Source organism: Citricoccus zhacaiensis, assembly GCF_014645315.1.
In the GTDB taxonomy this organism is placed as follows: domain Bacteria; phylum Actinomycetota; class Actinomycetes; order Actinomycetales; family Micrococcaceae; genus Citricoccus; species Citricoccus zhacaiensis.
This window is the reverse complement of sequence record NZ_BMLQ01000003.1, coordinates 210,458-228,423: the sequence shown is the minus strand read 5'-3', so window position 1 is coordinate 228,423 and position 17,966 is coordinate 210,458. Positions and strand designations below refer to the sequence as shown.

At 70.5% G+C, this 17,966-nt stretch carries 12 protein-coding genes and 1 riboswitch; of the genes, 4 read left to right on the top strand and 8 right to left on the bottom strand.

Annotated features, from left to right (window positions below):
• Positions 1–2: 2 nt before the first annotated feature.
• The 3 genes from IEX49_RS06615 to gcvP all read right to left on the bottom strand — a co-directional run bounded on the left by IEX49_RS06615 (position 3) and on the right by gcvP (position 5,576).
• Positions 3–1,124: a thermonuclease family protein gene (locus IEX49_RS06615; RefSeq protein WP_188805382.1), complete on the bottom strand. Its 1,122-nt coding sequence runs from the start codon at positions 1,122–1,124 to the stop codon at positions 3–5.
• A 175-nt stretch (positions 1,125–1,299) separates the two neighbouring features.
• Positions 1,300–2,517 carry a glycine cleavage system aminomethyltransferase GcvT gene (gene gcvT, locus IEX49_RS06610; RefSeq protein ID WP_188805381.1) on the bottom strand — a complete coding sequence of 406 codons (1,218 nt, stop codon included), beginning with the start codon at positions 2,515–2,517 and terminating at the stop codon, positions 1,300–1,302.
• Positions 2,518–2,528: 11 nt separating this feature from the next.
• Positions 2,529–5,576 (bottom strand): aminomethyl-transferring glycine dehydrogenase, encoded by a 3,048-nt coding sequence (gene gcvP, locus IEX49_RS06605; RefSeq protein WP_188805380.1) that lies wholly within the window; start codon positions 5,574–5,576, stop codon positions 2,529–2,531.
• Between the two features lie 146 nt (positions 5,577–5,722).
• Positions 5,723–5,854, bottom strand: a riboswitch (glycine riboswitch).
• A 143-nt stretch (positions 5,855–5,997) separates the two neighbouring features.
• Between gcvP and IEX49_RS06600 the strand changes: the two genes are divergently transcribed.
• A complete protein-coding gene (locus IEX49_RS06600) occupies positions 5,998–6,492 on the top strand; it encodes a DUF3592 domain-containing protein (protein ID WP_188805379.1) in 495 nt (164 codons plus the stop codon).
• On the opposite strand, the gene IEX49_RS06595 is transcribed toward IEX49_RS06600, so the two are convergent.
• The gene (locus tag IEX49_RS06595) at positions 6,489–7,742 is read right to left on the bottom strand and encodes an MFS transporter (RefSeq protein ID WP_188805378.1); all 1,254 of its coding nucleotides are present in this window, start codon (positions 7,740–7,742) and stop codon (positions 6,489–6,491) included. The genes IEX49_RS06600 and IEX49_RS06595 overlap by 4 nt on opposite strands.
• Positions 7,743–7,941: 199 nt before the next feature.
• Here IEX49_RS06595 and IEX49_RS06590 point away from each other — a divergent pair, with 199 nt between their 5' ends.
• Together IEX49_RS06590 and IEX49_RS06585 are read left to right on the top strand one after the other, a co-directional pair.
• Entirely contained in the window at positions 7,942–10,446 is a 2,505-nt protein-coding gene (locus IEX49_RS06590; protein WP_188805377.1) for an S-layer homology domain-containing protein, read from the top strand.
• A gap of 128 nt (positions 10,447–10,574) precedes the next feature.
• A complete protein-coding gene (locus tag IEX49_RS06585) occupies positions 10,575–12,170 on the top strand; it encodes a TIGR01777 family oxidoreductase (RefSeq protein WP_188805376.1) in 1,596 nt (531 codons plus the stop codon).
• An 8-nt stretch (positions 12,171–12,178) separates the two neighbouring features.
• On the opposite strand, the gene IEX49_RS06580 is transcribed toward IEX49_RS06585, so the two are convergent.
• Positions 12,179–13,090: an SDR family oxidoreductase gene (locus IEX49_RS06580; protein ID WP_308421922.1), complete on the bottom strand. Its 912-nt coding sequence runs from the start codon at positions 13,088–13,090 to the stop codon at positions 12,179–12,181.
• Positions 13,091–13,170: 80 nt separating this feature from the next.
• Between IEX49_RS06580 and IEX49_RS06575 the strand changes: the two genes are divergently transcribed.
• Complete coding sequence (locus tag IEX49_RS06575; protein ID WP_188805375.1) at positions 13,171–13,929, top strand: PIG-L deacetylase family protein; 759 nt, start codon at positions 13,171–13,173, stop codon at positions 13,927–13,929.
• A gap of 89 nt (positions 13,930–14,018) precedes the next feature.
• Here the strand turns inward: IEX49_RS06575 and IEX49_RS06570 are convergent, their stop codons facing one another.
• The 3 genes from IEX49_RS06570 to IEX49_RS06560 all read right to left on the bottom strand — a co-directional run bounded on the left by IEX49_RS06570 (position 14,019) and on the right by IEX49_RS06560 (position 17,965).
• Complete coding sequence (locus tag IEX49_RS06570) at positions 14,019–14,561, bottom strand: CarD family transcriptional regulator (protein WP_229672330.1); 543 nt, start codon at positions 14,559–14,561, stop codon at positions 14,019–14,021.
• Between the two features lie 161 nt (positions 14,562–14,722).
• Positions 14,723–16,228: a helix-turn-helix transcriptional regulator gene (locus IEX49_RS06565; protein WP_229672328.1), complete on the bottom strand. Its 1,506-nt coding sequence runs from the start codon at positions 16,226–16,228 to the stop codon at positions 14,723–14,725.
• A gap of 147 nt (positions 16,229–16,375) precedes the next feature.
• Positions 16,376–17,965: a dihydrolipoamide acetyltransferase family protein gene (locus tag IEX49_RS06560; RefSeq protein WP_188805374.1), complete on the bottom strand. Its 1,590-nt coding sequence runs from the start codon at positions 17,963–17,965 to the stop codon at positions 16,376–16,378.
• Position 17,966: the final 1 nt, after the last annotated feature.

Sequence of the window (17,966 nt, the reverse complement as noted above, 5' to 3'; positions counted from 1 at the left end):
CCCTAGTCGTCTCCGCCGGCGTCGGTGTCCGTGGAGGACGGAGAGGCCGAACTGGAAGTCGGCGACGGTGACGACGACGGAGACGGGGAAGCAGAGGCAGACGCAGAAGCGGATGCCGACTCCTCGGCCTGGCGCTGTTCTTCCTTGGCTTGACGTTGGGCCTCCTCGCGCTCAGCCTCCTCACGCTGGGCCTTCTCGCGCTGCGCCTCCGCCTGACGTTCAGCCGCCTCGCGCTGGCGCTTCGCCTCAGCCTGCCGTTTCTCCTCGGCCTGGCGTTCGAGTTCCTCCCGCTCACGGGTCTCCAGCACGTTGCGTGTGCCGTCCAGTGCTTTCAGTTCGGCCTGCGCGGCGGACAGGGCGCCCGTCAGCTTCTCCTGCAGCCGGGGCACGTCCGCGGCCCAGGCGAGCGAGGCCAGGGAGGTCTCCTCGGGATCGATGGTGGCGAAGGCCTTCTCCGCGGCCACGCCCTGCTCGACGGCGGCCGAGATCGTCTCGATCTGGGTCTCGGCCTCGGCAGAGGTCGCGGGACGGTCCTCCGGCAGGTCCTCCAAGGCAGTCAGCGCGGGGCCGATCCGGCCGGCCAGGGTGCACGGCGCGGCCGAGGAGTACAGTCCGGACTCCTCGCTGCGCGCCGTCTCCTGGGCCTCCCGCAATTCGCTGCCGAACCCTTCCCTCGGCTGCTCGGGCAGCGGCACGGCGAACCCGGCCTCGGCCTGCTGGAGGTTGACGACCTCGCCCCCGTGGTGGACCAGGGCCAGCCGGGTGCCCTCGGGGCCGTCCGACTCCTCCGGATACTCCAACTGGACAGAGTCTCCCGGCTCGAGAAGGGCCGCCAGGTTCGCCATGGCCTCGTCCGCGAGGCAGTTCTCCGCCGTGGGCTCCTGCCCTTCGCCCACAGGTCGGGGAACCAGCACGCCGGCCAACGTCACGGTCTCCTCGGTTCCATCCATGTTCACCACGAAGGTCCGGCCGTCCTCCACGCGCACCACGTTGCCGTTGGATGCGGCGGTGCGCACACCCTTGATGGCGCTCAACACGGCCAGGGTCAGCAGCAGCGCCGCGAGCAGGACGAACGCGATGATGCCCAGTACGGGGACCCGCCGGGCTGTTCGCTGTTCTGTCATGGTCTTCCTGCAGTGGGGTGATCGCGGTGGCACTGAAGCTCGGGCAAATGAGGAGAACCACAGTGGCGCTGAGGGCCCGCAAGCTCAGGGAAGTCTACCAAGTGGGCCCTCCCCTCCCGGAATCCAGAGGCTGGACGACGCCGGCCCGTCGGCTGACGCAGCGGCCGCGGCCGCACTACTGGGCGCGGCGGTAGAACGGCGGTTCCACCACGGTGAACGGCTCGGCCTTGCCGCGCAGGTCCACGGAGAGCTCGGTGCCGATGTCCTTGAACGCCACGTCGATGCGGGCCAGGGCGATCGGGTGACCCAGCGTGGGGCTGGGGACCCCGGAGGTGACCTCGCCGATCCGGTGGCCGCCGCCGTCCAGCACGGGGTACCCGGTCCGCGCCGCCCGCCGGCCGGTGCCCTTCAACGCGACGATCGTCTGACCGGTGGTGATGCCGGTGCCGGCCTCGCGGGCGGCCAGCAGGGCGTCTCGGCCGATGAAGTCGCTTTCCTTGCTCTTGAGCGGTACCGCGTTGCCGGCCCCCGACTCGCTGGGCAGATGGCCGAGGTCGAGCTCGTTGCCGTAGAGCGGCATGCCGGCCTCCAGGCGCAGGGAATCGCGGCTGGCCAGCCCGCACGGGAGCAGGTCGACGCCGAGGCCCTCCGCGGCTCCGAGGAGCGTGTGCCAGACCGCGGTGGCCGCGGTGGACAACACCCCACGGTCCGCCACGGGGCCGATGATCAGCTCGAAGCCGTCCTCCCCGGTATACCCGGTGCGGGCGGCCAGGACGGTCACGTCACCGGTCTCCCCACCGGCCCGGATGGTGGCCGGACGGGCGGAGTAGTACCCCATCCCGTCCAGCTCGGCGGCTTCTGCCTCGGGAAGGACGGCGGCGAGGATCCGGGCGGCCTCCGGGCCCTGCACGGCGACCAGTGCCGTCTGTGAGGACTCGTTGCGGACCGTGGCATCAAAGCGGGCGGAGCGCTCCGTCAGCGCGGCCGCCACGGCCGCGGCGTTGCCGGCATTGGGCACCACGAGGAACTCACGCGCCTCCTGTTCGACCGCGCCGTCACCGCCGTCGTCCAGCCGGTAGACGATCAGGTCGTCCAGGATGGTCCCGGACTCGGTGCAGATCAGCGAGTACTTGGCGCGGCCCGGGGCCACCGCGGACACCCGGGCCGTCAGGGCGTAGTCCAGCGCCTCGGCCGACTGCGGGCCGGTGATTCGGACCTCACCCATGTGGGACAGGTCGAACAGGCCGGCGGAGGTGCGGACGGCCTGGTGCTCGGCCAGCTCCGAGCCGTACTTCAGGGGCATCTGCCAGCCGCCGAAGTCGGTGAAGGAGGCGCCGGCCTCCACGTGGACGCCGTGCAGCGGCGTGGTGCTGTTGCTCGTGCTCTCGCTCATGGTGGGTCCTGTCAGTGGGAGACGGAGGAGGAGGACTCGATGTTGTCCTCGACGGCGGTGGCCGAAGTTGCGGAGTCCGCGGGATCGGACGCCTCGAAGGACTCGATCGGCGGGCAGGAGCAGAACAGGTTGCGGTCTCCCCAGGCGCCGTCGATGCGGCCCACGGGTGGGAAGTACTTGTCCCGGCGCAGCGAGTCCACCGGGTAGGCGGCCTGTGAGCGTGGGTAGCTGCGGTCCCATTCGTCCGCGGTGAGCACCTCGGCCGGGTGCGGGGCGTTGCGCAGCACGGAGCCGGCCAGCGTCTGAGGGGTGGTGGCCTCCATCTCGGCGTGGATGGCCAGCATGGCATCGATGAACCGGTCGATCTCGGCCAGGTCCTCGGACTCGGTCGGCTCCACCATGAGGGTGCCGGTCACCGGGAACGCCAGCGTGGGGGCGTGGAAGCCGTAGTCGATCAGGCGCTTGCAGACGTCCTCGGCCGTGACCCCGGACTTCGCCGTGAGCTCCCGCAGGTCCAGGATGCACTCGTGTGCCACCAGCCCGGTCTCGCCGGTGTAGAGGATCGGGAAGGCGTCCCCGAGCTTCTTGGCGACGTAGTTGGCGTTGAGCAGGGCGTACCGGGTGGCCTCGGTGAGGCCCTCGCCGCCCATCAGGTAGAGGTAGGCCCAGGAGATCGGCATGACGCCGGCCGAGCCGTACGGTGCGGCGGTGATCGGGTGCTCGGCGCTGGGCAGGTACGGCTTGAGGTGCTCGGCCACGGCCACCGGCCCCACCCCGGGCCCGCCACCGCCGTGCGGGATGCAGAAGGTCTTGTGCAGGTTCAGGTGGGAGACGTCCCCGCCGAACTGCCCCGGCTGGGCGAGACCGACGAGCGCGTTGAGGTTCGCGCCGTCGATGTAGACCTGTCCACCGGCCTCGTGGACCTTGCGGCAGACCTCGCGGACATCGGCGTCGTAGACGCCGTGCGTGGAGGGGTAGGTGATCATGATGGCCGCGATCCGCCCGGAGTTGGCCTCGATCTTGGCCTCCAGGTCGGCCGAGTCGATGGTGCCGTCCGGGGCCGTGGCGACCACCACCACCTTGAGCCCCGCGAGCACCGCCGAGGCCGCATTGGTGCCGTGGGCGGAGGCCGGGATGAGGCAGATGTCCCGCTCGCCCTCACCGTTGTCCAGGTGGTAACGGCGGATGGCCAGCAGGCCCGCGTACTCACCCTGGGACCCGGCGTTGGGCTGGATGGACACCGCCGCGTAGCCGGTGATCTCCGCCAGTTTCTCCTCCAGGTCTCCCAGCAGGAAGCGCCAACCCTCGGTCTGGTGGTCCGGGGCGAAGGGGTGGATGGAGCAGAACTCCGGCCAGGAGATGGACTCCATCTCGGCGGTGGCGTTGAGCTTCATGGTGCACGAGCCCAGCGGGATCATGGTCCGGTCCAGGGCCAGGTCATAGCCCGAGAGGCGCTTGAGGTAGCGCAGCATCTGGGTCTCGGACTTGTAGGTGTTGAACACCGGGTGGGTCATGAACTGGCTGGTGCGCCGCTGGGCGGCGGGGATGCGGGCGGAAGCCGGGGCGCCGGCGTCGTGGGCGGCGCTGTTGGTGCTGGTGCTGGCGGTGCTGGTGCTGCTGGCGTTGCTGTCCTGGCGGGCCGGGAGGGACTCGCGCGGTGCGCCGAAGGCGGAGAGCACCGCCACGAGGTCCTCGTCCGTGGTGGTCTCATCACAGGAGATCCCGACCGTGCCGGCGTCCACGAGGCGCAGGTTGACCCCGGCTGCCTCGGCGGCGGTGACCACGGTGCGGGCCAGGCCGGGCACGGAGACCTGGATGGTGTCGAAGAAGGCATCCTGGGTGAGGCGGAAGCCCTCGGTCTCCAGGGCGGCGGCCAGTCGGGTGGCCTGTCGGTGGGCGTGCTGGGCGATCGCGGTGACGCCCTCGGGGCCGTGGTAGACCGCGAACATGGAGGCCACGATGGCCAGCAGGGCCTGCGCGGTGCAGATGTTGGAGGTGGCCTTCTCACGGCGGATGTGCTGCTCGCGGGTCTGCAGGGCCAGCCGGTACGCGGGCCGGCCCGCGGCATCCTGGGAGACCCCGACCAGGCGGCCGGGCAGCTGGCGCTCGAGGCCCTTGGGGACGGCCATGTAGGCGGCGTGGGGGCCGCCGAAGAACAGCGGGACGCCGAAGCGCTGGGTGTTGCCGACGGCGATGTCCGCGCCCTGCTCTCCCGGAGGCGTGATCAGGGCCAGGGAAAGCAGGTCGGCGGCGATCGCGACCATGGCGCCGCGCTCCTTGGCCTGGGAGATCACGGCGGAGTGGTCATGGACCCGGCCGGAGTCGCCGGGCTGCTGGAGGACGATGCCGCACAGGCCCTTCTCGTCCAGGTCAGCACCGAGCTCGGCGGGCAGGCCGGTGGCGAGGTCGGCGGTGCGGACGTCCAGGCCGAGCGCCCGGGCACGGCCCTCGATCACGGCCCGGGTCTGCGGGTAGAGGTCGGCGTCCAGCAGGGTGATGCCGCCGGATGCCGTCCTGGCGGACTTCTTGTTGGCACGGTGCATCAGCAGGACGGCCTCGGCGGCGGCCGAGGACTCGTCCAGCATCGAGGCGTTGGCGATCTCGAGGCCGGTGAGGTCGGAGACCATGGTCTGGAAGTTCAGCAGGGCCTCGAGGCGGCCCTGGGAGATCTCCGGCTGATACGGCGTGTAGGCGGTGTACCAGGCCGGGTTCTCGAGCACCTTGCGCAGCACCACGGGTGGGGTGACGGTGTCGAAGAAGCCGCGGCCGATCATCTGGGTCTTGACGATGTTGCGGTTCGCGATGGCGCGCAGGTCCTCCAGCACGGCTGCCTCGGTGAGGGCCGGCGGCAGGTTCAGCGGGGTCTGCTGGCGGATGTCAGCGGGGACGGCCGCGTCCACGAGGTCGGCCAGGGAGTCGAAGCCCAGCTCGGCCAGCATCTGCTCGGCGTCTGAGGGCCGCGGGCCGATGTGGCGGCTGGTGAAGGGTGCTGAGGCGGTGTCCCGCGGTTCGTGGCGTGACACGGGGACGTCGGCGGCGGTTGCGGTGGTGGTCTGCATGGTGGTCCTCCAGGGCGCTGTGGGCACGGAACGGTACCTCCCCGCTCTGTCATCAACCTGAGAGATTCCGCCCGTATCTGGAGGATACGTCCTTGCACCGTCGGTGTCCGAGGGCGCTTCGGCCCCCGGAGCTTTCCAGAGTCGCCATGCCCTGCGCGGTACCGGTGCCTGAGAGATTCTCGGGGAGAAATTGCTCCTTCGGCGGCCACTCCCCCGTTGTCCGTTCGATCCAGGGGACCTCCGGTGGTGGGGTTGCGGCACTCTCCCGCGCTGGGTGCGTGACGTGCCGACCAGTCTTCCACAGACGGCCCGCCCCTGGCGCAGTTCGACGCCTTCGGTGACGGCTAGGGTAACGGGGGCCGGCGGTGGACGCCGGCATCAGAACAGAGAAGAGGCGTGTGACGTGGGGATAGGTCTTGTGGTGGCAGCACCCTTGGCGGCTTTCGGAGTGATCCAGCTGGTGATCGGCCTCGTCCTCGGCCGGCGGCGCACAGCCCGGCTCCGGCGGATCACCGCCCGCACCACGGGCACCGTCAGCGGGTACGACTTCCTGGGCGAGGGACGCGTCCACCCGGTGGTGGACTTCGTGCTCGGCAGCGAGGTCTTCCAGGCCAAGCTGAAGTACCGGGCCGTGGTCCGCATCAGCGGCAGCTTCATCAGGGGGTCCGAGGTCACCAGCGATCCGCTCGCCAAGACCTTGAAGATCCGGGAGAACAGCCGCGGCTCCCGGACCCGGATCCCCGAGATCTTCCCGCTGGGTTCGGCCCTCGAGGTCCACTACAACCCCGCCGATCCACGCGAGAACTTCGCCGTCCGGGACCACGGTTCCGTCGCCGCGCCACTCCTGATCTGGATGGGCGCCGGGTTCACGGTCCTCGCCGTGATCCTGGGCGTCTCGCTCGGGGTCTCCGGCTAGCCGTCCTGGCGGCGGTTGGAACTGCCATGACGGCTGTGGTTGCCGTGCAGCCAGAGCGGGATCGAGGCGAGCAGTAGCAGCCCCGCCACCCCGGCGAAGGTGGCACCCGGCCCGAGGTAGGTGAACCCGAGCCCGCCGAACACCCCGGCCAGGCCCAGGCCGATGTCGAAGCTCATGTTCCATCCGACACTGGCCGCACCGTGGCTGCTGGCCCGGGCGAAGGCCATGACGAGACTCGCCGATTGCACGGTCCCGATCCCCAGCCCCATCACGGCCAGGCCCCCGGCCAGCAGCCAGCCCGGCGGGGCGAGGGTGGTGGCCGCCAGTCCGGCCATCGTCATGGCGATCCCGGCTGAGTACACCGCCGCGGGGTTTCTCCGGTCCGTGAGGGAACCGGCCAGCCATCGGCCCACCACCGAGGAGCCCTGCATGGTGGCGATGAACAGGGCGGGATTCGCCGTTGCCCCGCCCGGGCCGAAGGCGATGACCAGTCCGTAGGCCGCCATGCCGACCAGGAACGGCAACAGTACCGGGAGCAGTCCGGACCAGACCCGGCCCGACGCGCGGGCCGCCCCCGAGTGCGCGGCGGCCGGTTCCGCAGGGGGCGCGGAACCGGGCAGCTCCACCACGGCACCGTCAACGGCGGCCGCCGGCGGCATCCGGTCGGGACGTGGACTGACATGACCTGGAACCCGGGGCAACGTCAACAAGGCCAGCAGGACCAGGGCTGTGACGACGAGCCGAAACGTCTCCAGCGGGACCACGCCGCTGAACCACAGCCCCAGCGGTGCTCCGACGGCGGCGGCCGCTGACGTGGTGGCCCCGAACTGCCCGAGGGCCCGGCCAGCCCGGCCGGGACGGGAGACCGCCGGGACGGCCGCCGTCGCCAAGACCACGAGGATCCCGAAACCGCCACCGACGGCCAGCCCGGTCACGATCAGGGACGCCATGGGATGGCTGATGACCAAGGCGGATCCGTGCCCGGCCGCCATCAGCAGCAGCGCCCCGCCGATCGCCCGCCGCGGGCCCCAGCGCTGCCGGAGGGCGGGGGCAAAGGGCTGGACCGCGATGACGCTGACCATCATGACCGTCAACAGGGTCCCGCCGGTGACGGAGGACAGTCCTCGGTCCAGGGCGATGGGCACCATGGTCGAGTAACTGAGGAAGAAGCCGGAGAAGCCCCAGATCGCGATCCACAGCAATCCCAACAGGCCCGAGGGCCCTCGAGCGGAGGGAGATGGAGTGGTCACCCACTCACCTTAGGTGGGTCGTCGGAGCTGCTGGCGAGAGCAGCCCGTCCGGTCGTCACCCGGACGCCCGCCGGCCACCTCCTGGCCATGAATGCGTCGCTTGCGGTGGCAACACTGAGCCCACGCTCGTCCACTCGCACCGCGGGGCAGCCGCCGGGAACTCCCATGCCGCCGCCGTGGTCCCCACCCGAAGGATCCCATGCACCACCGTCTCACCGTCTCCCCCTCCCAACCGGTGCGCCGGGCCGGCCTCGGCCTCCTGGCCGCCGCCGTCCTCATCGGCACCGTCGCCGCCACCCCGGCCGCCGCCGTCGGGACGGCACCGACTGGCATCCTCGCCACGGCCGCCTCGACCACCCCCTCCGCCCTCTCGGCCCCGGCACCGGCCGGGGACGGATTCCGCGTCCTGCCCTACCTGATGGAGCCGTCCGCCGAGTCCGTCGACCTGGTCTGGTTCTCGGAGACCGATGAGCCTGGCACCGTGGTGGTCGACTACCCCGGTGAGGGGGCCGGCCCGGTGACCCTGGTTTCCACTCCCGAACACCAGCCGCTGCTGGGATACACCGATGCCGAGCTGTCCCAGGAGATCGAGGGTCTCGAGAAGGGGTCCTGGTTGAAGGGCGCCGAGAACTACAAGCACCGGGTGACCATCCCCGGATTGAGCCCCGGTGCCGAGATTCAGTACACCGTCACCCAGGGCGCAGAGACCCACGAGTCGACCTTCACCGCCGGGCCCGGATCCGACTGGGACGAACTGCGCATCGTGGCGTTCTCGGACACGGAGACCGAGCCCTACGGCCGCACCGAACACCGCGAGTGGGAGCAGTCTCCGGTCAACGGTTACACCGAGGACTTGCTGGAACGCCCCGGCGAGGGCTCCGCCTGGGCCGAGAAGTTCGGGCATGCCACCCGTTACGGCTCCTTCACCCTCAACTACCCGCTGGACCAGGACACCGCCCTGAAGGAGAACCTCAAGCACATCGAGGCCGCCGACCCGGACCTGATGATGATCGCCGGCGACCTGGCCCAGGGGTCTGGCTACCAGCCCGCCTGGGACGAGTTCTTCGGCTACTTCGCCGGGGAGAACGGCGATCTCGCCTCCCGGGTCCCGGTGCTCACCGCCCTGGGCAACTGGGAGACGTTCGCCGCCATCAACGGCGGCTACGGCACGGCCGAGGACCAGTCCCCGGCCGTGATCTCGAGGAACAAGTACCACTCCTACTTCGTACGGACCGGCGACGGCACGGACCAGGACAACCAGCAGTACCGCGGGTCCTACTACCGCACCGACCACGGTCCGGTCACCATCCTGACCCTGGATTCGACCAACGGCATCCCCGACGAGGACACCGGCACCGGAGAGCTGTCCGGAGAGGTCTTCTCCGGCGATGACTCGAACCTGACCGAGGAGAACCTCTCCACCGACACCCAGGGCGAGTTCACGGCCGAGAGCTACACGAAGGCATTCAAAGACGTCTTCCCCGGCACCACCGACGCGGACGTGGACCTGCCCAACTTCAACGAGGGCACGGCCCAGTGGGCGTGGGCCCAGGAGCAATTGAAGGACGCGCAGGAGAAGGACCAGGTCGTCCTCGTGCAGTTCCACCACGCCGCCTACTCCAACGGCGTCCACGGGACGCCGCCGAACCATGAGCATGCCGACAACCAGTCCGGCGTGGCCATGCGCGCCTACACCCCGATGTTCGAGGAGTACGGTGTCTCCGCCGTGATCTCGGGGCATGACGAGATGTTCGAACGCTCCTGGGTGGACTCCGACGGCGATGGGAAGGGGTTCCACTCCTTCGACGTGGGCGTGGCAGCGGACGGCCTACGCGGCGAACAACTGGCCCAGAACGAGGAGGGCGACTACGAGCCGATCCGCTTCAACACCTCCTCCGAGTGGATGGCCGCCGCGGACGCCCCGGAGACGTGGACGGAACGTGACGGCGTGCTGCAGCTCGAGGACGGCGGACTGCACTACGGCCACCTGCAGATCGACCTCAAGCACGTCGGCGAGAGCACCGAGGTCACCCTGTCCCCCGTCTACGTCTTCCCGCAGCTGGACAGCGAGTACAACCTGATCGGGACCGAGCGCCGCGTGTATGACGACGTCACCACGTTCACCGTGGACCGAGATGGCACTGATGAAACGGCCACCCCCGAACAGCCGGCGGACTTCACGGACAATGCGCCGGGCTCGCAGTTCTACGCCCCGGTGCGCTGGCTGCAGTTGGAGGGCATCTCCACCGGCTACGCCGACGGCAGCTACCGCAAGTTCGACGACATCTCCCGTGGCGAGTCGGTGGCTTTCCTGTACCGCTACCTGGACGGCACCGCCGGTGCGGATGAGGACTTCTCGGACGTGACGGACCAGTCCTCGTTCTACGACGAGATCAGCTGGGCCACGGCCGAGGGCATCGCCACCGGATACACCGACGGCACCTTCCGCACCACCGAGGACGTGACCCGCGGCGAGTTCGTGTCCTTCCTCTACCGGGCCTCCGGAGCGGAGGCCACCGCTCCCGAGGAGCTGGACTTCCCGGACGTGGACGCGGACAGCGCGCATGCCGAGGCCATCGCCTGGGCCGCCTCCCGGGACGTCGTCAACGGCTACGAGGACGGCACGTTCCGTCCGCATCAGCCGATCCACCGCGCCGAGGTCGCCACCGTGCTCAACCACGTCGACACGGCTGCCACGGAGTAGCGCCGCCGCTCCACTGCAGGAGTCAAGAGCAGAAAGCCAGAATGGGGGTGCCGACCACGCCGGTCGGCACCCCCTTCTCGTGACGACGCTGAGGTCCCGGCTGGGCCTTCCTGTGGAAGAGTTGGCCTATGCCCGTCTTTGAGCGCCGCTCCCTGGTCCCCCATGACCGGTCCACCGTGTTCGCCTGGTTCTCGCGGCGGGGTGCGCTCGTCCGCCTCACGCCGCCGTTCGCCGGTTCCGTGCGGCGTGAACCGGAGGGGCTCGACGTCGGCTCGGTCGCCCGGTTGGGCATCGGCGCCCCGGGATCGTTGGGCCTGGGCCTGGAGTCGGCCACCGGCCTGGCCCGGACCATCCTGCCCTTCCGGCTGCCGCAGTGGTTCGCCCCCGAGGCCCCCTGGACGGCTCGGCACACCGCCCTGGAGCCGGACCGCATGTTCCGGGACGAGCTGGCCTCTGGTCCGCTGACGTCCTGGGTCCACACGCACACCTTCGAGGACGCTGCCCCCGGGGAGGCGGACACCGCGGACGGTCACCCCGGGTGCGTGGTCCTCGACCACATCGAGTACGAGCTCCCGGCCGGAGCGGTCCTGCGGCGCAAGGGCTCGGTGTGGTCCCGGGCTGGGCGGTGGACGGAGGAGCGTCTCGAGTCCGAGCTGGACCGGCAGTTCGCCTACCGGGCCACCCAGCTCCGCGACGACCTGGCCTTCCACGCCGCCCACCCCGTGCCATCCGTGCCGTCGACCGAGTCGGGCGAATCCGGCGAGTCCGACGAATCAGGCAATCCACGCCCGCTGACCATCGCCGTCTCCGGGGCCAGCGGCCTGATCGGCACCCAACTGTGCGCACTGCTGACCGGTGGCGGACACCGGGTCCTGCGCCTGGTCCGCGGCGGCCACCACACCCCTGCGGACGAGACGATCATGTGGGACCCGGCCTCCGGGATTCTGGACGCCGAAGCGCTCCGGAGCGCCGACGTCGTGGTGAACCTGTCCGGTGAGACCATCGGCGGGCGACTGTCCGAGGCCCACCGCTCCGCAGTGCTGCAATCCCGGCTGGCGGCCACCGGCCTGCTCGCCCGGACGCTCGCGGAGCTGGCCGACGACGGCCGTCCCCGGGCGCTCGTGAACGCGTCCGCGGTCGGCTACTACGGAGCCGCGGCCGGCACCGGCCCCCGCGGCGAGGGTCTGCGGGAGACCGATCCGCCCGGGGACGACTTCCTGGCCGAGGTCTGCCAGCAGTGGGAGCGCGCCACCGCGCCCGCTTCCCGGGCCGGAGTCCGGACGGCGATGATCCGCACCGGCCTGGTGCTGACCCCGGCCGGAGGTGTCCTGCAGCAGCTGCTGCCGCTGTTCCTCCTCGGCGCGGGTGGCCCCCTGGGCACCGGCAAGGACCGGAACCCGTGGCAGAGCTGGATCTCGATCGACGACATCGTGGGACTCTTCGCCCACGCCGCCCTCACGGACACCGTGGAGGGACCGATCAACGGCACCGCCCCGGAGCCCGTCCAGGCCCGGGACTTCGCCGCCACCCTCGGACGGGTGCTCCACCGCCCCTCGGCCGTGCCCCTGCCGGCGGCCGCCCCCACGGCCCTGCTGGGCTCCGAGGGCAACCGGCTGCTGGTCGAGGCGGACCAGCGGGCCCGGGCGGACCGGGCTCAGGGCTCCGGCTACGCCTACCGCCACCCGGACCTGGAATCGGCTCTGCGGCACGTGCTGGGACGCTGACCTCCGGCTCAGAACACCGGCAGCCCTCCGGTCACGCCCACCACGGATCCGGAGACGAAGCTGGCCTCCGCCGGACTGGCCAGGAACACGTAGGCCCCGGCCAGTTCGGCAGGCTGGCCGATCCGGCCCAGTGGGGTGTCCGCGCCCATATGGGAGACCGCCTCAGGCTCCTTGGTGGCCGGCTGGAGCGGCGTCCACACCGGGCCCGGGGCCACGGCATTCACGCGGATGCCCTGAGCACCCAACTCACCGGCGAGGTTCGCCGTGACATTGTTCAGGGCCGCCTTGGTGGCGGCGTAGTCGATCATCGTCTCCGAGGGCTGGTAGGCCTGCACCGACGTCGTGATGATGATGCTGTCCCCCTCACCCAGGTGGGGCAGGCAGGCCCGGCTCAGCCAGAGCGTCCCGTAGAGGTTGGTCTTCACCGCGCGGTCCAGGTCCTCCGTGCGCAGGCCACCAAGTCCCGGCTCACCGCGCGCCCAGTGGTACCCGGCGTTGTTGACCAGGATGTTCAGTCCGCCCAGCCCGTCCACGGCCTCCTCGGCGATCCGCTGGCACTCCGCCTCGTCCCGCAGGTCACCGGGGACCGCGACGGCGTTCCGGCCGGCCTTGTCGATCCATCCGATGGTGTCCTGCGCGTCCTCGGCCTCCTCCGGGAGGTAGTTGATGGCCACGTCCGCGCCCTCCCGGGCGAACGCGATGGCCACGGCCCGGCCGATGCCCGAATCGCCACCGGTGATGAGCGCCTTCAGCCCCTCCAGCCGTCCGCGGCCGACCCAGCTGGACTCGCCGTGGTCCGGCACCGGATCCATGGGCGCGGTGAGTCCCGGGGGCTCCTGCTGCTGGGCCGGCATGGTGCCGTCGGATCCCGCCATGGACCGCGCGTGGCGTCCGGTCTCCGTCAGGTCATCGTCCTTCATGGTGTCCCCCTCATATGTTGGCCGGGCCTTCGCTATGCCACCCTAGGAGCAACACTGACACGGCAGGAAGGTCTGAGCCCATGACTGACACCATCCCCTCCCTGCTCCCCGTTCCCGACGACGGCTGGTCCCGGGTACTCTGCATCGTCGCCCACCCGGATGACATGGAGTACGGCACCTCGGCTGCCGTGGCCACGTGGACAGCGCGTGGCATCGAGGTCACCTATCTGTTGCTCACGGCGGGCGAGGCCGGCATGGCCGAACCACCGGACGTCGTCAGGCCCCTGCGAGCCGCGGAACAGCGGCGCGCCTGTTCGGAGGTGGGCGTGGAGAACCTGCTGATCCTGGACCATCCGGACGGGATGCTCGAGTACGGGCTGGCGCTGCGCCGGGACATCGCCCGCGCGGTGCGGACCGTGCGCCCGGATGCCGTGGTCACCGCCAACTTCGACGTCGAGGCCTACGGCGGGCTGAACCAGGCCGATCACCGCGCCGCCGGGCTGGCCGTGGTGGACGGTGTGCGGGATGCGGACAACCCCTGGGTCTTCCGCGACCTGGCCGAGGCCGAGGGCCTGGAGCCGTGGCATGCCTCCGCCCTGCTGGTGGCCGGCCACGAGCGCCCCACCCACGCCTCGCCGGTGGATGACGCGGCGGTGACGGCCGCCGTCGCCTCCCTGAACCGCCACGAGGCCTACCTGAAGCACGTCACCGGCCACCCGAAGCCGGAGGAGTTCATCCCGGAGATCCTCCGGGCCGGGGGCGCGCAGGCGGGCTCGGACCACGCCGTGACCTTCCGGGTGTTCGACCTGGGCGGGCTCGGCGGCGGTTCGGAAGGCTGAGGAAACACGTGTGGTGACACCTATGGGGGTGATGGAGGTCCATCAGTCCCCAAGGTGCCACCACACGGTGATTTAGAGGGCGGAAGCTGTCAGGCCATGGCCGGTTCGGCGCCAGACGCGTCGGCGGCGAAGCCCAGCTCGTCCAGGGAGGCGCCGTTGGCCACGGCGTCGATGACCTCCACGGCCTCGTCCTCCGAGATCTCCAGGGCCAGGGCGACCTCAGCGGCCAGCGGTGCCTGGGCAGCGCGGAAGAGATCCTTCTCGGCCATGGACAGGCCCTTGGTGTCGCGGCGGCGGCCCAGGTCCCGGACCACTTCGGCGATTTGCTCGAGCAGACCGGAGGCCACCCGCTCCTGGTTGGCCTTCATCCGGCGGGACCACTGCTTCTCCTCCACACCGGACGGCTCCTGCACGACCTCGAGGAGGGTGCGCAGGTGGGCCCGGCCGTAGACCTCGCGGACGCCGATCTCCTCCACCTTGGACTCCGGGATGGACACCACCAGGTTGTTGCTCCGGATGGTGAGCTCAATGTAGGTCACCTCCGTTCCCTTGACGGTGCGCTGCGTACGGTTCGTGACCGCCGCGGGACCGTGGTGGGGGTGAACAACAAGCTTGCCGGGGCTCAACTGCATGTATATGTCACTTTCCTTCGGTGCGAAGGCCTCCCCCAGCGCCTGGCCCGTCCACGGGCCGGGCGCTTTCCGTGAGTTTGGCTGGACTCCATTTTCTCACAAATACGGGACAGTTGCCGCCCTATGCCCTAGGCTTCTCCCCCTTGACAGCACCGCACCGCCTACAGCTCCTGAGAGCGCAAGAATTCGAAGACCTCCACCTCGTCCACCCCGGGAAAGGCCCCGGACGGCATGGCGGCGAGCAGGTGGGCGTTGGCCCGGGCCGCCGGCCACGCATGGCCTCCCCAATCGGCCTCCAGGTCCGGGGTCGGCAGCCGGCAGCAGGTCGGATCCGGGCACCGGGACACCGAGCGCGAGGTGGTGTCCGCGCCCCGGAACCAGCGGGCATGGTCGAAGGGCACGCCGATGGACAGGGAGTAGAACCCGGAGGAGTGCGCCTCCACCACGGCGGTGCACCAGTACGTTCCGGCGGGGGTGTCCGTGTACTGGTTGAAGGCCCGGAACCGGTCGGCCACGCCGAACACCTCGCGTGAGGTCCAGTTCCGGCACACCTGCTGCCCTTCGATGGCCCCGGTGTGGTCGGCGGGGAAGGAGACGCCGTCGTTCTCGTAGGCCTTGTGGATGATGCCGGACTCGTGGACCTTCTGGAAGTGGCACGTGATACCGAGGTGCTCCGTCGCCAGGTTGGTGAACCGGTGCGCGGCGGACTCGTAGGACACCCCGAAGGCGTCCCGCACGTCCTCGATGGCCAGGTCCCGTTGGGCCTTGGCGTTCTTCAGGAACTTCACCGTCTCCTTCTGCGGCATCATCAGGGCGGCCGCGAAGTAGTTGGTGTAGACGCGCTGGCGCAGGAAGTCCGAGTAGTCGGCGGGCTCCCCGTGCCCGAGGACATAGGCGGCGATGGCCTGCAACAGCACCGACCGGGGGTCATGGTCCGGGTTGCGGGCCCGGGAGAGGTAGAACCGCCGGTTCTTCAGGTCCGTGACCGAGCGCGTGGAGTGCGGCAGGTTGGAGACGGAGTGCACCGAGAACCCCAGGTGGTCTGCGAGGTCAGCGGCCGCATGGTGGCTGAGCGGCCCACCGGAGTGCCCGACGGCGTCCAGCAGGTCCTGCGCCTTCCGTTCCAGTTCCGGGTAGTGGTTGTTGTGCTCCTTCATCTCCTGGCGCAGTTCGGAGTTCGCCCGCCGGGCCTCCTCCGGGGTGGCGGCCTGCTCCTCCATGCGCCGGTTCAGCTCCGCCTCCAGCCCCGCGATGACCTCAAGCACCTCCGTGGGGGTGCGCGGGGAGATCTTGATCTGTGGCAACCCCAGGCTCGCATAGTGGTCAGTACGCTGGGCCTTCTCCACCACGATCTCCAGGGCGGCCCGGCGGCTCGGGGCCTCGGACGCGAGCAGTTCCTCCACCGTGGCGCCGTGCAGACCGGCCAGCCGGGACAGCAGGGACAGCCGGGGTTCGCGCTTGCCGTTCTCCACGAGGGACAAGTGGGATCCAGTGGCCCCCACGGCCTCGGCGGCCTGGTCCAAGGTCAGCCCGGCCTCCTTGCGCAGGTGGCGCAGGCGCCGGCCGAGCACGACCGGGTCGAGATCGGGGGTGACGGTGTGGGCACCGGCGGACGTAGCCGCAGAGGCAACGGAGATAGCTGAGGTAGCGGAAGAGGTGAGCGCCATCACGCCATGATAGTCAATTCAACGTGCTTTTTGACTCACGGCCGAGGAACTCGCGCCGCGATTCGCAACCAAGCGATACATCTTGACGATCACCAAGCCAGGGGCCACACCCTCTCCGCACGGTCAACGGCGTCGGCGCCGGTCCGTTCAGAGGTCCGCCAGCACCCCCACGGGGTTCTCGAAGCAGTCCGCGACGAACCGCAGGAATCCCCCGGCCGTCCCGCCGTCGCAGATCCGGTGGTCGAAGACCAGCGAGAGCTGCATGACCTTGCGCACGGCCAGCTCGCCGTCCACCACCCAGGCCCGGTCGATGATGCGGCCCATTCCGAGGATCGCGACCTCCGGATGGTTGATGATCGCCGCGGAACCGTCGGTGCCGAACACCCCGTAGTTGTTGATGGTGAACGTCCCGCCGGACAGGTCCTTCGGGGTCCCCCTGCCGGAGCGGGCCAACTCGGTCAGCCGGCGCAGCTCGGCATTCAGCTGCCGGGCGGTCATCGCGTGGGCCCCCCGGATGGCCGGCACCACCAGACCGCGCTCCGTCTGCACCGCGAACCCGAGGTTGATGCCGTCGAAGGACACGATCCGATGCCCGCCCGCGCCGTCCTCCTCGAAGCGCTGCGCCAGCTCGGGGTACCGGGCCAGGCCCGCGAGCGCAAACCGGGAGGCGAAGGCCAGCAGCCCCGGCACCTCCTGGTCCCCGCGCGCCTTCAGTGACGCCCGCAGCTCCAGCAGCGGGGTGACGTCCACGTCCACCCAGATCGTGGCCTCGGGGATCTCGCGGCGCGATCGGGTCATGGCCGCGGCAGTCACCTTGCGCACCCCGGAGACCTGCTCGACGCCGGCCACGCCCAGTCCCGTGCGCGGGTCCAGTTCATCCGTGGGCTCCGGGGCCCATGATCCCTCACCTGCCGCAGCCGGCTCGGCACCCGTCGTCTCCGTGGACGCCGAGAAGGCAGAGGCGGCCGTCTCCGCGCCGGTGCCAGCCAGCACATCGGCGCGCATGATCAGCCCGCCAGGCCCGGTTCCCTGCACGGCGGTGAGGTCCACCCCGTGCTCGCGGGCCAGCCGGCGCACGAGGGGGTTGACCACCCGTGGGGCCGGGCGAGACGGGTCGGGCGACTCCGTCGGCGGCCCTGCGGCCGGCGACGCATGGGTCTTAGACTCCACGACTGGAGAAGGCGCGGCAGCCTTGCGCCGCCGAGTCCGGCCGGTCGCGGCGCCACCGGGGGTGCCGTAGCCGATCAGGACGTTGCCGGAGCCGGCGTCGTCCTCCGAGTCCGCCTCCGCCGCGCCATCCGACGCACCCCGTGCCACAGGCCGCACTGTGTCCTCCACGCCGGGGGCCTGCCTCGAGGCGGCCGCAGCCTCGGGCCGCACTCCGGCATGCTCCTCATCCCGGTAGGACTGGGCGCCCTCGGCCAGAGCCGGGGCACCAGCGGATCCGGCGGAACTATCGGAGCCGTCGTCGTTGGATCCGGTGTCGCCAGACACCACACCGTCCTCGACGGAGACCAGAGGCCTGCCCACGTCCAGGGTGGTGCCGGCCTCGGCGTGCAGGGTTGCCACGGTGCCGCTGAAGGGGCTGGGCACCTCGACGAGCGACTTGGCGGTCTCGACCTCGACGATTGGCTGGTCCACGGCCACGGTGTCCCCGGCGGCCACCAGCCACCGGATGATGTCGGCCTCGGTCAGGCCCTCTCCCAGATCTGGGAGCAGGAAGGTGCGGATGGTCATG

Excerpts from the sequence above, each read along its gene's own strand:
- IEX49_RS06615 (WP_188805382.1), bottom strand. The coding sequence starts at position 1,124 with ATGACAGAACAGCGAACAGCCCGGCGGGTCCCCGTACTGGGCATCATC.
- gcvT (WP_188805381.1), bottom strand. The coding sequence starts at position 2,517 with ATGAGCGAGAGCACGAGCAACAGCACCACGCCGCTGCACGGCGTCCAC.
- gcvP (WP_188805380.1), bottom strand. The coding sequence starts at position 5,576 with ATGCAGACCACCACCGCAACCGCCGCCGACGTCCCCGTGTCACGCCAC.
- IEX49_RS06590 (WP_188805377.1), top strand. The coding sequence starts at position 7,942 with ATGCACCACCGTCTCACCGTCTCCCCCTCCCAACCGGTGCGCCGGGCC.
- IEX49_RS06585 (WP_188805376.1), top strand. The coding sequence starts at position 10,575 with ATGCCCGTCTTTGAGCGCCGCTCCCTGGTCCCCCATGACCGGTCCACC.
- IEX49_RS06580 (WP_308421922.1), bottom strand. The coding sequence starts at position 13,090 with ATGAAGGACGATGACCTGACGGAGACCGGACGCCACGCGCGGTCCATG.
- IEX49_RS06575 (WP_188805375.1), top strand. The coding sequence starts at position 13,171 with ATGACTGACACCATCCCCTCCCTGCTCCCCGTTCCCGACGACGGCTGG.
- IEX49_RS06570 (WP_229672330.1), bottom strand. The coding sequence starts at position 14,561 with ATGCAGTTGAGCCCCGGCAAGCTTGTTGTTCACCCCCACCACGGTCCC.
- IEX49_RS06565 (WP_229672328.1), bottom strand. The coding sequence starts at position 16,228 with ATGGCGCTCACCTCTTCCGCTACCTCAGCTATCTCCGTTGCCTCTGCG.
- IEX49_RS06560 (WP_188805374.1), bottom strand. The coding sequence starts at position 17,965 with ATGACCATCCGCACCTTCCTGCTCCCAGATCTGGGAGAGGGCCTGACC.